This window comes from Alteromonas sp. 5E99-2 (genome assembly GCF_017368475.1).
Classification (GTDB): Bacteria; Pseudomonadota; Gammaproteobacteria; order Enterobacterales; family Alteromonadaceae; genus Alteromonas_F.
On the sequence record NZ_JAFNJE010000016.1, the window covers coordinates 1 to 14,659 of the forward strand.

Genomic DNA, 14,659 nt, shown 5'->3' on the forward strand with positions numbered 1-14,659 from the left:
TAAACCCAACTCGTTGAGTCATTTACCTGTCGAAGCGGAGGCGCATTCTACAGAATATATGGGAGGCGTCAACGGCTATTTAAGAAATAAATGACATTAATTTTCAATCGACCAAACAGTATACGAAATTAACGTTATCTCAACAAATTGAACTTATTTGAGAATAGGTTACTCTTAATAGATGGCTGTTTATTAAATATGATTAATTCGTATTTAATGAACTCAATACTAATATATACATAATATGGTGTGGTTTTATAATTATGCGCAAACAGTTAATCGCCGCATTTACGATAGCGTTTATTACTACGTCTACGAACGCGTCTTTGCAGACGTCATCTGAAAATGACGAACTCAGAGAAACATTCTTTAAACGACAAGTACAACAAAATGCTTCAGTAGGTAGAGCCATACGCTCCATCGCCAGTCATTATCCGCAAGAAGCAGCATCATTCGTAGAAATAGCATTAACACAGTATCCGGAGAAACATAGGGAGATTATCTTTAGCGCAATATCCGCCCAACCTGCGGCAACTGAAGATATTGTACAGGCAGCGCTTGATAGTGGAGTGAGCTCCTGTCTCGATATAGTAGAGCTAGCAATTATGGCCGAACCTAGCTATGTAGATTTCGTAGTAGATGTTGCCGCCGAATCTACACCAGACGAATTAGATGAGATAGTAAGAGTTGCTGTTATGAGCCAGCCAGATTCTGCTGATCGTATCGTACAAACACTTGCCAAAAGCCATCCTAATAAGCTCGTTAATATACTGTCTACGGCAATGAACGCGGTTCCTTTAGTCGGTGAATATATGGTAGATGCTCTTTTAGCAGTATTTCCAAATAAAGCTGAGGAAGTTGTTACCACCGCAGTGAGAGAAAGTTTAATTCAAAATAGTGAGATAGAAAGCATCATGAGCGCAGCGCAAAATGCAGGCATAACTAATGGTGAGCTTCGTTCCTATGCTATGAAAGGTGGAGCAACTGAAACCCAAATAAGCAAAGCATTAACTACATCAATTATTGATTGATAACCACCTTTTGTACTATCTATCATCCATAAAAAAACCCAGCTGATGCTGGGTTTTTTAAGTTCTAAATAAATCAGAATCGAGAGTAAATTTTACTCTTCAGTTGCCAATTCAGCTTCTTCAGCATCTTCTACAACTGGACGATCAACTAACTCTACTAGAGCCATTGGTGCATTATCACCTGTACGGAAGCCACATTTCAAAATACGAATGTAACCACCTGGGCGTGTTTCATAACGCGGACCCAATTCGTTGAACAATTTACCTACAACTTCTTTATCACCTGTACGAGCCATAGCTAACCTACGGTTTGCTACACTATCTTGCTTTGCAAGTGTGATAAGAGGCTCAATAACGCGACGTAACTCTTTCGCTTTAGGTAACGTCGTTTTTATCACTTCATGTTTAACCAACGATCCTGCCATGTTTTTGAACATAGCTTGACGATGGCTAGAGTTGCGATTCAACTGACGACCACTCTTACGATGGCGCATAGTCTTATCCTTCTAAAGATTAATCTCTGTCTGCGATGCTTTCAGGTGGCCAATTTTCTAGGCGCATACCTAGAGATAAACCACGTGAAGCAAGCACATCTTTAATTTCGGTCAACGACTTCTTACCAAGGTTAGGCGTTTTTAACAACTCAACCTCAGTACGCTGAACCAAATCACCAATATACTGGATAGCTTCAGCTTTCAAACAGTTAGCTGAACGTACTGTAAGCTCAAGATCATCAACAGGGCGAAGTAGAATAGGATCGAATTCCGGCTTCTCTTCTTTCTGTTCTGGTACTGAAATATCACGCAATTCAACGAATGCGTCTAATTGTTCAGCAAGGATAGTAGCAGAACGACGAATAGCCTCTTCAGGATCTAATGTGCCGTTTGTTTCCATATCAATAATCAATTTGTCTAAATCTGTGCGTTGTTCAACACGCGCAGATTCAACAGAATAAGCAATACGCTCTACTGGGCTGTATGAAGCATCAACCAGTAAACGACCGATTGGTCGATCATCTTCTTCAGAGGAACGGCGAATAGACGCTGGAACATAACCACGACCCATTTCTACCTTGATGCGCATGCTTAATTCAGCTTCACCAGTCAGGGTACAAATAACGTGCTCAGGGTTAGCAATTTCTACGTCGCCATCGTGCTGAATATCTCCAGCAACAACTGGACCCGCACCTGACTTAACCAATGTTAAGGTTGCTTCGTTTTTGCCTTCTAGGCTAACTGCAAGACCTTTAAGATTAAGCAGAATATCGATTACGTCTTCTTGTACACCTTCTTTGGTGCTGTATTCGTGCAACACGCCGTCTATTTCAACTTCCGTCACCGCGCAACCAGGCATCGATGATAAAAGTATACGACGAAGGGCGTTACCAAGAGTGTGGCCAAAACCACGCTCTAACGGCTCTAGAGTTACTTTCGCACGAGTAGAAGAAACGTTTTCAATTTCCACTAATCTCGGTTTTAAGAATTCAGTCACAGAACCCACAATGTTTCCTCTTTAGTTAACTTTTCTCTATAAATCAAATGATTACTTAGAGTAAAGTTCGACAATCAACTGTTCGTTAATTTCGGCAGACAAGTCAGTTCTCTCAGGAACACGCTTGAATGTGCCTTCCATTTTGTTACTGTCTACTTCAATCCAGGTAGGCTTCTCACGCTGGTCAGCCAGCTCTAAAGCTGCAACGATACGCGCTTGCTTTTTGGCTTTTTCGCGGACAGAAACCACATCCTCTGCCTTAACATTGAACGATGGGATATTCACTACTTGGCCATTAACCACGATAGCTTTATGACTTACTAGTTGACGCGCTTCTGCACGAGTACTAGCAAATCCCATACGATAAACAACGTTATCAAGGCGCTGCTCTAAAAGTTGCAACAAGTTTTCACCTGTATTGCCTTTTAAACGCGCAGCTTCTTTGTAGTAGTTACGAAATTGTTTTTCTAACACGCCGTACATACGACGTACTTTTTGCTTCTCACGCAACTGAACACCGTAGTCAGACAAGCGGCCACGACGGGCTCCATGTTGACCAGGCGCAGAATCGACTTTACATTTAGAGTCTAGTGCGCGAACGCCGCTTTTCAAGAACAAATCTGTTCCTTCGCGACGGCTTAGTTTGAGTTTTGGACCCAAATATCTTGCCATGATCTTTCTCCAACAGTCCGTCGATTAAACGCGACGTTTTTTCGGTGGACGACAACCGTTGTGAGGAATAGGTGTCACATCGGTAATGTTTGTGATCTTGTAACCAGTTGCATTTAGAGCGCGGATAGCCGATTCACGACCAGGACCAGGACCCTTTACAAATACTTCTAGGTTTTTTAGACCGTACTCTTGTGCAGCTACGCCTGCACGCTCCGCAGCTACCTGAGCAGCAAATGGTGTAGATTTACGTGAACCACGGAAACCTGAACCACCTGATGTCGCCCATGCAAGTGCATTGCCTTGGCGGTCTGTGATAGTCACAATTGTATTGTTGAAAGACGCATGGATATGAGCCATACCGTCTGCAACCTGACGTTTAGCGCGCTTACGCGTGCTACGAGCTGGTGCTTTTGCCATAACTAAGTTCCCCGTTTACTTTTTAATTGGCTTACGAGGACCTTTACGGGTACGCGCATTAGTTTTAGTGCGCTGACCACGTAGAGGCAAGCTACGACGGTGGCGAATACCACGGAAGCAACCCAGGTCCATCAAACGTTTGATGCTCATTGAAACTTCACGGCGTAAATCACCTTCTACGGTAAATTTCGCCACTTCGTCACGAAGCTTATCGATTGTTGTTTCATCAAGATCTTTGATCTTGGTTTCTTCTGCAACACCAGCAGAAACGCAAATCTCTTTAGCACGAGTTGCGCCAATACCGAAGATCGCTTGGAGAGCGATAACAGTATGCTTGTGTTCAGGGATGTTAATGCCAGCAATACGGGCCATTAACAGTACTCCTCTTAATTAAATGTTGGCAGCCTAAAAAGCCCGTTAGGATACTTATCCACCAACAAAATTGCAACTTAAGGTAGACGTTTTGCAATAAAAATACCGGCAACGAGTATGCGTCACCGGTATCTACAAAACAAATACCACTTTTAGTGAGACTAGCCTTGCCTTTGCTTATGCTTAGGGTCAGTGTTGCAAATTACTCGCACAACGCCGTTGCGCTTAATAACTTTACAATTACGGCAAATCTTTTTTACTGATGCACGAACTTTCATTACATCACTCCTTATTTGCAATACTTAGCGGCCGTAGCCTTTAAGGTTTGCTTTTTTCAGAACAGAGTCATATTGACTTGACATCAAATGAGTCTGCACCTGCGCCATGAAATCCATGATAACCACAACAATGATAAGTAACGAAGTACCACCAAAGTAGAACGGAACGTTCCAAGTGAGTAACATAAATTCAGGCACTAAACATACAAAGGTTATGTATAAAGCGCCAGCTAACGTTAGGCGAGTCATTACTTTATCTATGTACTTCGACGTTTGTTCACCAGGACGAATCCCAGGAATAAACGCGCCTGATTTTTTCAAGTTATCTGCTGTATCACGAGGGTTAAATACCAACGCAGTATAGAAGAAACAAAAGAAAATAATCGCAGCAGCATAAAGCATCACATACAAAGGTTGACCAGGCGAAAGTAATAACGATACGTCCTGCAACCATGAAAATGATTCATTCGTTCCAACCCAGCCCGCTATGGTACTAGGGAACAAAATGATACTCGAAGCAAAAATTGGCGGAATAACACCAGCCATGTTTACCTTTAGAGGTAAGTGAGAACTTTGCGCTGCAAAAACTTTACGTCCTTGCTGGCGCTTTGCGTAATTCACAACAATACGTCGTTGTGCGCGTTCTACAAATACAACCAAATAGGTTAGGCCTATGATTATAACACCAATTAGAAGCAACAACAGGATGTTAATATCACCTTGCTTTGCTTGTTCTGCTGTTTGGCCAATTGCCGTAGGCAAACCAGCGACAATACCAGCAAAAATTAGAATAGAGATACCGTTACCGATACCTCTTTCAGTAATTTGCTCACCTAACCACATTAGGAACATCGTTCCCGTAACTAAGCTAACAACAGCTGTAAAGTAAAACCCGAGCCCGGGATTAACAACCAAACCATTAATCAGGTTAGGCAAGCCTGTCGCAATACCAAAGGATTGAACCGTCGCCAATACCAACGTTAAGTAACGGGTGTATTGACTGATTTTGCGTTTACCTGCCTCACCTTCTTTTTTCAGCTCCATCATTGGTGGATGCATCACTGAGAGCAACTGAATAACAATGGAAGCTGTAATGTATGGCATTATCCCTAAAGCCAGAACTGACGCTCGTTCAAGAGCTCCACCGGAGAACATATTAAATACTTCAACGATAGTGCCTTTTTGTTGTTCGAACAATTCAGACAGTACTACAGGGTCAATTCCAGGAATAGGGACATAAGAACCTAAACGGAATACAAACACCGCTCCAAGTACAAACAACAACCTTGATTTAAGCTCACTCAAGCCGCTTTTAGCGCCCGAATCCAATCCTGGTTTAGCCATTTAGATTATTCCTCTACCTTACCGCCGGCGGCTTGAATTGCTTCAAGTGCGCCTTTTGTAACCTTTAATCCGCTGATAGTAACAGCACGTGAAACTTCACCGCTTTTTACTACTTTAACAAATAACACATCTTTTTTGATGAGGTTAGCTGCTTTCAACGTTTCAAGAGAAACTACGTCACCTTCAACCTTGCCAATTTCAGTCAATGTAACTTGGTCTGTAACAAAACCAACACGTGACGTGAAACCAAACTTAGGTAGACGACGCTGGATAGGCATTTGACCACCTTCGAATCCAGGTTTTACAGAACCACCAGAGCGACTTTTTTGACCTTTATGGCCTCGTCCGCCTGTTTTTCCTAAACCTGAACCGATACCACGGCCAACACGCTTACCTGTATTTTTAGCTCCTGGTGCAGGAGCAATAGTATTTAAACGCATATCTTACTCCTCCACTATCTCAACCATGTAATGAACACGGTTGATCATGCCACGAACAGATGGGGTGTCTTCCAACTCACGAACATGGTTTATTTTACGAAGGCCTAAGCCCTTGAGCGTCGCTTTGTGCTTTGGCAAACGGCCAATCGCACTTTTAGTTTGCTTAACTTTAATCGTAGCCATGTCTGATTACCCCAAAATTTCGTCTACAGGCAAACCACGCTTCGCAGCAACTTGTGCTGGAGAGTTCATCGCTGTAAGTGCATCAATAGTTGCACGTACTACGTTGATTGGGTTTGTTGAACCGTAGCATTTTGAAAGTACGTTTTGTACGCCAGCAACTTCTAATACTGCACGCATCGCACCACCAGCAATAATACCGGTACCTTCTGATGCAGGCTGCATATAAACTTTAGAACCTGAATGACGACCTTTAATTGGGTGCTGTAGCGTGTGCCCGTTCAAGTCAACGTCAACCATATTGCGACGTGCCTTTTCCATTGCTTTTTGGATTGCAGCTGGCACTTCACGTGCTTTACCGTAACCAAAACCAACGCGACCACTGCCATCACCAACAACCGTTAGTGCAGTAAAGCTGAATATACGTCCACCTTTAACTACTTTTGAAACACGGTTAACAGCGATTAGCTTTTCTAACAAGTCACCTTGTTGTTGAACTTCTTGTTTAGCCATGATCTACTCCTAGAACTGAAGGCCTGCTTCGCGAGCGGCATCGGCTAATGCTTTAACGCGACCGTGGTATTTAAAACCGCTGCGATCAAAAGCCACTGTCTTAATGCCTTTTTCGATCGCACGTTCTGCTATTGCTTTACCAACAGCAGACGCTGCTTCAGCGTTACCAGTAGATTTAAGATCTTGTTTTAGACCTGTTTCTACAGTTGATGCTGCCGCCAATACTTCAGAACCGCTAGGCGCGATTAACTGAGCGTAAATGTGGCGAGGTGTACGGTTTATTACCAAACGATGCGCAGCAAGTTCGGCGATTTTTTTACGCGCGCGTGTAGCGCGACGAATACGAGCTGATTTTTTATTCATCGTATTACTCACCTACTTTTTCTTAGCTTCTTTGCGACGAACCATTTCGTCTGCGTAACGAACACCCTTACCTTTATAAGGCTCTGGTGGACGCCATGCGCGAATATTCGCTGCAATTTGGCCAACTGCTTGTTTATCGGCGCCTTTGACGACGATTTCAGTTTGACTTGGCGTTTCGACAGAAATACCTTCAGGCATTTCAACAACAACCGGGTGAGAAAAACCTAATGTAAGGTTTAGCTTTTTACCTTGCGCTTGCGCACGGTAACCAACACCATTTAGTTGAAGTTTCTTTTCGAAACCTTGAGATACACCGACAACCATTGAATTCAATAGTGCGCGAGCTGTACCAGCTTGAGCCCAACCATCTACATAACCTTCGCGAGGTGAAGTAGTAAGTTGACCATCAGCTTGTGCAACCTCAACAGCATCGTTGAAAACACGGCTTAGCGTGCCATTTTTCCCTTTTACAGAAACTTCCTGACCGTTGATAGAAACTTCAACGCCAGATAGAACTGATACGGGTGCTTTTGCTACTCGTGACATCTTTATTCTCCCGTTATGCTACATAACCGATGATCTCACCGCCCATGCCTGCTTTACGCGCAGCACGGTCAGTCATCACACCTTTAGAAGTAGACACGATTGCAACGCCTAGTCCACCTAATACCTTTGGAAGCTCATCTTTTTTCTTATAGATGCGCAAACCAGGGCGGCTAACACGCTCGATAGTATCGATAACTTTTTTGCCTTCGAAATACTTTAAAGTAACTTCTAGGACAGGTTTAACGTCACCAGACACTGCGTAATCAGTAATATAACCTTCGCTCTTAAGAACGCCTGCTATAGATACACGCAATTTAGAAGAAGGCATCGCAATTGATACTTTCTGTGCCATCTGGCCGTTACGGATGCGGGTAAACATATCCGCGATAGGATCTTGCATACTCATTTGTGCTACTCCTTACCAGCTGGCTTTTTTCAAGCCAGGGACTTCGCCACGCATCGCAGCTTCACGAAGCTTGATACGGCTAAGACCAAATTTGCGTAGGTAACCATGTGGACGGCCAGTAACACGACAGCGGTTCTGCTGACGTGAACGACTTGAATCACGTGGCAATTGTTGTAGCTTGAGTACAGCATCCCAACGTTCTTCTTCAGAAGCGTTGACATCGCTGATAATCGCTTTAAGTGCAGCGCGTTTCGCTCCAAACTTAGCAACTAGCTTAGTTCGTTTCGCTTCGCGAGCTTTCATTGATTCTTTTGCCATAACCCTACACCTTATTTTTTAAACGGGAAGTTAAACGCAGTTAAAAGCGCGCGCGACTCATCGTCTGTATTCGCACTGGTAGTGATAGTAATATCCATACCGCGAATCTTATCCACTTTATCGAAATCGATTTCAGGGAAAATGATTTGTTCACGCACACCCATACTGTAGTTTCCACGTCCGTCAAAAGACTTTGCGTTTAAACCACGGAAGTCGCGGATACGAGGAATTGCTATTGAGATTAAACGCTCAAGGAATTCCCACATACGCTCGCCACGTAGGGTTACTTTACAGCCAATCGGATAACCTTCACGGATTTTAAAACCCGCAACAGATTTTCTTGCAACAGTAACAATTGGTTTCTGACCGGCGATAGCCGCCATATCAGATTGTGCTGCTTCCAACACCTTCTTGTCACTGATTGCCTCACCTAAACCCATGTTTAGAGTGATTTTTTCTATCCGAGGGACTTGCATGACGCTTTTGTACCCGAACTGCTTAGCAAGTTCAGCTACTACTGTTTCTTTATAGAAATCATGCAGTTTCGCCATCGTACTCTCCAATTAATTAAACTAGTTCACCGTTTGATTTGAAGACACGAACTTTCTTGCCTTCTTCAACACGGAATCCAATTCGGTCTGCTTTACCAGTTGCGGGGTTAACCACAGCAACGTTTGAAACATGGATAGCGGCCTCTTTCTCGATAATTCCACCCGGCTCACCCAATTGAGGGTTTGGCTTGGTGTGTTTCTTAACGATACTTACGCCTTCTACCACTACACGGTCATCAGATGCCAGAACACGCAAAACTTTGCCTTGCTTGCCTTTATCTTTACCCGCCAATACGACTACTTCATCATCACGACGAATTTTTCTAGCCATTATCGTGACTCCTTATAGTACCTCTGGGGCCAGTGAGATAATCTTCATGAAGTTATCACTTCGAAGCTCACGGGTTACCGGTCCAAAGATACGCGTACCAATTGGTTGCTTACTTGCGTTTAGCAACACGGCTGCGTTGTTATCAAAACGGATCGTTGAACCGTCAGGACGACGAACGCCTTTTCTAGTACGCACCACCACTGCATTTAGTACGTCACCTTTCTTAACTTTACCGCGAGGAATTGCTTCCTTAACAGTAACTTTAATGACGTCACCAATATGTGCATAACGGCGATGCGAGCCACCAAGAACCTTAATACACTGAACCCTGCGAGCGCCGCTGTTGTCAGCAACATCCAGGTTAGTTTGCATTTGGATCATGTGAGTGCTCCGCTGTTAAATTACGACCTAAATCAGGTCTTAAAAGCTTTAAAAACAAGCGATATTACTTATTTTTAATACATACCCCCATAAAAAGGGCGCGAAATGATAACAGATATTACGAGGAAGAGATAGGTCGATATTGAATTAATTTTAAACTATTTGCAGATTTGCCCCCTCCTCAGAAAAAGGAGGGGTAAAAGTGAAGTTAAGGCTCTTATTGCTCGCCTTGGTCAATTTCACCTTGGTCGATTAGATTCAAACTAAATCCAGAAGGTGACGTTTCATCAAACTCTAATAATAAAAACTGAGGATTACTGTCTTCATTTAGTGTCAGTGTAAAGCTGTCCAAGATAATTTCTTGGTTATCGATGGTTGCCACAGCAAACACATCATAAGTATTGTTTAATAGTGAAATGTCAGAAGAGGTTCCTACAGACACACTACGTACATCATCTACATCTTCTAATGTTTCATCAGAATCAACAAACGAAACAGTAACAAATGAGAAGTCATCATTATCTGCTAAGTTCACAACTGAAACTGTAGTTTCCACTGAACCGTTACTTGTATCATCATCAACAACAACAGTCCTAACAAAGGCTTCGATTTCATCAACGATACCATCTTCGTCTTCATCAACGACACCGTCATCATCTTCATCTACATCTTCTTCATCAACATAAAAGAAAATAGTACGGGCTGTATTTTCAGGTACGCTAAATACCGCGCTTTCAATGTAAAAGTCGCCATTGGCAGAATCAGTTACGTCCAGACTGAAATCTTCAGCACTGGTAATGGTAGTCTCTGAAATATCGCCTAAAGCAAGTTGCTCAGTCAGTACAACCGTTTCTGTCGATACATTTTCAACACTTAGATCAATTTGACCTGAGTAATCAGGTAATGACTCGTGTTCATGTACACCGTTATAAAATCTGATTGATGCAAGAGAATCTGTGTCAGAAATTGTTTCTAACCCAGTAAAAGTCATATTATCCAATTGAAAAGGATTTCCTCCTGCCCCGTCATTTTGACGGATAGCTAAGAAATACTGAGTATTAAACAAATAACTTACGTCGTCAGACTCGAATATAACATCAGTTTCACCCGGTTGCGTCAGATAGATGATATATTCATCTTCTTCTAAGTTAATTGGGTCTGTAAATACTAACGAATTTGCTGTCGCGATTAACTGAGCTTCATTAAATGTTTCATCAGTTTCAGAAAAATACACATCAACCGCTGGTTGCGTTGGGTGTACATTAATAATTTGAAGTTGAAATTCATCATCTTCAATTAAATCATCTGAATCTTCTACTTCAATTTCGAAAATACTAACGACGGGATTTTCAATTGTTCCCGTAGAGATAACGAATGTTAATTCTTCTTCGTCAATTGATAACGTGCCTTCATCAATGATCTCTAGATCATCACGAAGCGTACTGTCGTCATCTTGAAAAGCGACTTCATAAAAGTAGTCATCTATTGGCACAGATGTGGCTGAACTGGCTTCACCAAACCCTACACCAGAAAATGTCGCTTCAAACTCGTCGTCGTCATCTTCATCTAGATCTTCATCTAGGGTCAAAAAGAGATCTGGTGAATCAAGATCGGCGTTATAAAATTTTATTAGCCCTGTGTCGTCATCGTCATCGGATGAACATCCGGTAAATGTAATAACCGACAGCGCAAGGACTGTTACTGGAAAAAGTTTAGAAAGAGATGGGATAGACATCGCGCTGCGTTCCTGCTTAATATTTTTTACGATCAAACCTATGAGTCTTTTATCTCTCAGAGGTTCACTTCTTTGTACAATTTAATTTCTGTACAACAGAGTATATATCAGACAGCGTATAGTACACGCAAAATAGAACCGGGCAAGCCCGGTTTGCAGTTCTAACGCCAAAATTTACAAAATAATTACCTTCTTTGCCTAATTATTTCATATAAACACACCCCTGTAGCAACAGAAACATTCAAACTTGATACATCTCCAGCCATAGGCAAGTTCACCAATTCATCACATGTTTCTCTTGTTAAACGACGCATTCCTTTCCCTTCTGCGCCCATAACAAGTGCAGTCGGCCCGGTTAATTTTATATCAAACAACGACTGCTTCGCCTCTCCAGCGGTACCAACAACCCAAACACCGTCGTTTTGTAATTGCTTCAGTGTTCGCGATAAATTTGTAACTTGTATCAAAGGCATTACTTCAGCAGCCCCACATGCAACTTTACGCACCGTTGCAGTTAACGATACTGATTTGTCTTTTGGTACAATCACAGCGGTCACCCCTGCGGCATCAGCTGTGCGAATGCAAGCCCCCAGATTGTGAGGGTCTGTTACCCCATCGAGTACTAAAAAAAGCGGTGTTTCATTAGCAGATACTAAGGCATCTAAATCGTTTTCATCTAATACTCTAGCGGGCTTAGCTCTGGCAACCACACCTTGGTGTTGTTCGCCATTGACTTTGTTATCTAGCGCTTGGCGATTTACAAATTGAACACTAACACCCGCTTTTCTTGCTAAATTAATTACTTTATTTAAGCGGTCATCATCTCTGCCTTTCAATGCCCATAACTCAATAACACGTTCTGGTTCTGAATTCATTACTGCTGTTAATGCATGTAAACCATACAACCATTCTTGCTGGGCCATTACTTACTTCTACCTTTTTTGGAATTACTCTTGGGTGCTTTTGTATTTTTATTGGGTCGAGCTGACCGCTTATTGCTGTTTTTTCCTGCTCTACCTTTGCTAGTCCGTGTTGTGGACTCTTTTGATTCTTTACTGGTTTTTCGCTTACGTGTAACGCGAACCTTTTTGCCCGACGCCGATTTCATTGTACTAGGGTCAATGATTAAGTCGATTTTACGCTCATCTAGGTTTACCGCGGCAACTTGCACACTTACGGTGTCACCCAGCCGAAACATTTGTCCACTGGCTTCACCTAACAAGCATTGACGAACTTCATCATAGTGATAGTAATCCTTCGCAAGAGAGGTAATGTGAACTAAGCCATCAATATGATATTCGGTTAATCTAACAAACATACCAAAACCAGTGACTGAAGCGACAACACCCTCAAACGTATCCCCTACGTGATCGAGCATAAATTCACATTTCAACCAGTCTGCGACATCTCTTGTTGCGTCATCAGCTCGACGTTCTGTTGTTGAACATTGTTCACCTAAACGTTCAATCTCTTCTTCGCTATAGGATTTAGCACCCGATGTTTTTTGCCCCGTCTTCTTCAACAGTGCTTTTATACTTCTGTGAACAACAAGGTCTGGGTATCTACGTATAGGAGAGGTGAAGTGGGTATAAGCGGGTAACGCTAAACCGAAATGACCAATATCATCACCATCATAAATCGCTTGTTTCATCGACCTAAGCAACATCGTTTGTATTAATTCACTATCAGCTCGGGATTTTGTTTTGCCAATGACTGAACAAAAATCCGCAGGTTGTGCATCATCGTGCAATTGATGAGGTACACCAATTTCTGATAGATAGGAAATAAGCGATGTTAATCTGTCTTGGTCAGGTTTATCATGTACACGGAACAGGCAGTGCGCACTGTTATCTTTTAAATAATTAGCCGCACACACATTGGCCAAAATCATACATTCTTCAATGATTTTATGTGCATCATTGCGCACTAATGGCACAATTGTGTCGATTTTCCTATCTGCATTAAAAACGAATTTACTTTCTTGGGTTTCGAACTCAATTGCGCCTCGATGTGCACGGGTTTTCTTTAACGCCTTAAACATGGTGTAAAGATTATTAAAGTGAGGTACATGAGTTTCATAACGTTTATACAGGTCTTTATCACCCTGTAAAATTGACCACACTTTGTTGTAAGTGAGTCTGGCATGAGATCGCATTACAGCTTCATAAAATTGAAAATCTGTCACCTTGCCTTGCTCAGACAATGACATTTCACACACCATACAAAGCCGATCCACATCTGGGTTAAGTGAGCACAAGCCGTTGGATAACGCTTCCGGTAGCATAGGGATAACATTTTCTGGGAAATAAACGGAATTTCCTCGCTCAATGGCTTCTTTATCTAACCCAGATCCCGATTTTACATAATGACTAACATCGGCAATAGCAACCCACAACTGCCATCCTCCGTCGTCTAAAGGTTCGCAAAACACTGCATCATCAAAATCTCTGGCATCTTCACCGTCAATGGTAACGAGAGGAAGCTGGCGTAAATCGATGCGATTGCGTTTATCTTTCTCCGCTACTTCAGCCCCGACTTTACTCATTTCAGCATCGACACTTTTAGGCCAAACATGAGGAATATCAAACGTCCGTAGCGCCATTTCTATTTCCATACCCGGAGCCATATGCTCACCAAGTACTTCAACAATCTTACCTATTGGACTGACTCTTCTGCGTGGCCTTTGAGTAATTTCAACAACAACAACGTTACCTTGTCGCGCCCCTTTTACATGTTCTGCGGGGATCACAATTTCATGCTGCAACCGACTGTCATCCGGTACCACCATTGCAAAGCCGTTCTCCATGAAAAAACGACCGACTATAGGATCTTCTCTGGGAGTAATAACACGGTTTATATAAACTTCTTTTCGGCCTTTTCTGTCTGTTCCAGATTCCCTTGCCTCAACAAAATCACCGTGGAAAAACAGCTGCATTTGACCGCCAGTGATATACAAATCTGAAGAACCATCATCCGGTCGTAAAAAACCAAAGCCATCTCGGTGCCCTAGAACTTTCCCGCGAATTAATGCTTCTTGCTTTTGAATCGCATAGCGTTTTTGCTTGGTAAATTGAATTTGCCCCTCACGCTCCATTGCTCGTAAGCGACGCTGCACACCAATACGGTTGTCTTCACTGGTTGCCTTTACTGCTGAACAAATATCAATAAATGAAACAGGTTTTCCTGCGTCTTTTAACACAGACAACAAATGCTCCCGACTTGCTACCGGGTTTTCATATTTCGCTTTTTCGCGTTCGTAATGGGGATCGTCGCTCATGGGGTCTCAATTG

Annotated in this window: 21 protein-coding genes; 1 reads left to right on the forward strand and 20 read right to left on the reverse strand. The window is 42.6% G+C overall.

What is annotated here, in order from left to right; genetic code table 11:
- Window positions 1-263: 263 nt before the first annotated feature.
- Window positions 264-1,031, forward strand: coding sequence for a hypothetical protein (locus tag J3L16_RS14535; protein ID WP_207613730.1), 768 nt, complete (start codon window positions 264-266; stop codon window positions 1,029-1,031).
- Between the two features lie 92 nt (window positions 1,032-1,123).
- Here J3L16_RS14535 and rplQ read toward each other — a convergent pair whose 3' ends face one another.
- From rplQ to rnr, 20 genes are all read right to left on the reverse strand, one after another.
- Entirely contained in the window at window positions 1,124-1,525 is a 402-nt protein-coding gene (gene rplQ / locus J3L16_RS14540) for a 50S ribosomal protein L17 (RefSeq protein WP_207613731.1), read from the reverse strand.
- A gap of 19 nt (window positions 1,526-1,544) precedes the next feature.
- Window positions 1,545-2,534 carry a DNA-directed RNA polymerase subunit alpha gene (rpoA, locus tag J3L16_RS14545; RefSeq protein ID WP_207613803.1) on the reverse strand — a complete coding sequence of 330 codons (990 nt, stop codon included), beginning with the start codon at window positions 2,532-2,534 and terminating at the stop codon, window positions 1,545-1,547.
- 39 nt (window positions 2,535-2,573) lie between these two features.
- Window positions 2,574-3,194 carry a 30S ribosomal protein S4 gene (rpsD, locus tag J3L16_RS14550; protein WP_207613732.1) on the reverse strand — a complete coding sequence of 207 codons (621 nt, stop codon included), beginning with the start codon at window positions 3,192-3,194 and terminating at the stop codon, window positions 2,574-2,576.
- Window positions 3,195-3,218: 24 nt separating this feature from the next.
- The gene (gene rpsK, locus J3L16_RS14555) at window positions 3,219-3,611 is read right to left on the reverse strand and encodes a 30S ribosomal protein S11 (RefSeq protein WP_013786215.1); all 393 of its coding nucleotides are present in this window, start codon (window positions 3,609-3,611) and stop codon (window positions 3,219-3,221) included.
- A 15-nt stretch (window positions 3,612-3,626) separates the two neighbouring features.
- Window positions 3,627-3,983: a 30S ribosomal protein S13 gene (gene rpsM / locus J3L16_RS14560; protein WP_207613733.1), complete on the reverse strand. Its 357-nt coding sequence runs from the start codon at window positions 3,981-3,983 to the stop codon at window positions 3,627-3,629.
- A 161-nt stretch (window positions 3,984-4,144) separates the two neighbouring features.
- Window positions 4,145-4,261, reverse strand: coding sequence for a 50S ribosomal protein L36 (rpmJ, locus tag J3L16_RS14565; protein ID WP_207613734.1), 117 nt, complete (start codon window positions 4,259-4,261; stop codon window positions 4,145-4,147).
- Between the two features lie 24 nt (window positions 4,262-4,285).
- A complete protein-coding gene (gene secY, locus J3L16_RS14570; RefSeq protein ID WP_207613735.1) occupies window positions 4,286-5,605 on the reverse strand; it encodes a preprotein translocase subunit SecY in 1,320 nt (439 codons plus the stop codon).
- Window positions 5,606-5,610: 5 nt separating this feature from the next.
- Entirely contained in the window at window positions 5,611-6,045 is a 435-nt protein-coding gene (gene rplO / locus J3L16_RS14575; protein WP_207613736.1) for a 50S ribosomal protein L15, read from the reverse strand.
- Between the two features lie 3 nt (window positions 6,046-6,048).
- On the reverse strand, window positions 6,049-6,228 hold the full coding sequence (gene rpmD / locus J3L16_RS14580) for a 50S ribosomal protein L30 (RefSeq protein WP_207613737.1): 180 nt from the start codon (window positions 6,226-6,228) through the stop codon (window positions 6,049-6,051).
- 6 nt (window positions 6,229-6,234) lie between these two features.
- Window positions 6,235-6,738 carry a 30S ribosomal protein S5 gene (gene rpsE / locus J3L16_RS14585; protein ID WP_124029302.1) on the reverse strand — a complete coding sequence of 168 codons (504 nt, stop codon included), beginning with the start codon at window positions 6,736-6,738 and terminating at the stop codon, window positions 6,235-6,237.
- Window positions 6,739-6,747: 9 nt separating this feature from the next.
- The gene (rplR, locus tag J3L16_RS14590) at window positions 6,748-7,101 is read right to left on the reverse strand and encodes a 50S ribosomal protein L18 (RefSeq protein ID WP_207613738.1); all 354 of its coding nucleotides are present in this window, start codon (window positions 7,099-7,101) and stop codon (window positions 6,748-6,750) included.
- Between the two features lie 12 nt (window positions 7,102-7,113).
- Window positions 7,114-7,647 carry a 50S ribosomal protein L6 gene (rplF, locus tag J3L16_RS14595; RefSeq protein WP_207613739.1) on the reverse strand — a complete coding sequence of 178 codons (534 nt, stop codon included), beginning with the start codon at window positions 7,645-7,647 and terminating at the stop codon, window positions 7,114-7,116.
- Between the two features lie 13 nt (window positions 7,648-7,660).
- Window positions 7,661-8,053, reverse strand: coding sequence for a 30S ribosomal protein S8 (rpsH, locus tag J3L16_RS14600; protein ID WP_207613740.1), 393 nt, complete (start codon window positions 8,051-8,053; stop codon window positions 7,661-7,663).
- 12 nt (window positions 8,054-8,065) lie between these two features.
- Window positions 8,066-8,371 carry a 30S ribosomal protein S14 gene (gene rpsN, locus J3L16_RS14605; protein WP_207613741.1) on the reverse strand — a complete coding sequence of 102 codons (306 nt, stop codon included), beginning with the start codon at window positions 8,369-8,371 and terminating at the stop codon, window positions 8,066-8,068.
- Between the two features lie 11 nt (window positions 8,372-8,382).
- A complete protein-coding gene (rplE, locus tag J3L16_RS14610) occupies window positions 8,383-8,922 on the reverse strand; it encodes a 50S ribosomal protein L5 (RefSeq protein ID WP_207613742.1) in 540 nt (179 codons plus the stop codon).
- Window positions 8,923-8,938: 16 nt separating this feature from the next.
- Window positions 8,939-9,253: a 50S ribosomal protein L24 gene (rplX, locus tag J3L16_RS14615; RefSeq protein ID WP_207613743.1), complete on the reverse strand. Its 315-nt coding sequence runs from the start codon at window positions 9,251-9,253 to the stop codon at window positions 8,939-8,941.
- Between the two features lie 12 nt (window positions 9,254-9,265).
- Window positions 9,266-9,634, reverse strand: a complete 369-nt coding sequence (gene rplN / locus J3L16_RS14620; protein WP_207613744.1) for a 50S ribosomal protein L14 — start codon at window positions 9,632-9,634, stop codon at window positions 9,266-9,268.
- A 217-nt stretch (window positions 9,635-9,851) separates the two neighbouring features.
- Window positions 9,852-11,369, reverse strand: a complete 1,518-nt coding sequence (locus tag J3L16_RS14625) for a hypothetical protein (protein ID WP_207613745.1) — start codon at window positions 11,367-11,369, stop codon at window positions 9,852-9,854.
- Window positions 11,370-11,554: 185 nt separating this feature from the next.
- Window positions 11,555-12,292 (reverse strand): 23S rRNA (guanosine(2251)-2'-O)-methyltransferase RlmB, encoded by a 738-nt coding sequence (rlmB, locus tag J3L16_RS14630; protein ID WP_207613746.1) that lies wholly within the window; start codon window positions 12,290-12,292, stop codon window positions 11,555-11,557.
- Window positions 12,292-14,646 carry a ribonuclease R gene (rnr, locus tag J3L16_RS14635; protein ID WP_207613747.1) on the reverse strand — a complete coding sequence of 785 codons (2,355 nt, stop codon included), beginning with the start codon at window positions 14,644-14,646 and terminating at the stop codon, window positions 12,292-12,294. Before rnr ends, rlmB begins: the two co-directional genes overlap by 1 nt.
- Between the last annotated feature and the right edge of the window lie 13 nt (window positions 14,647-14,659).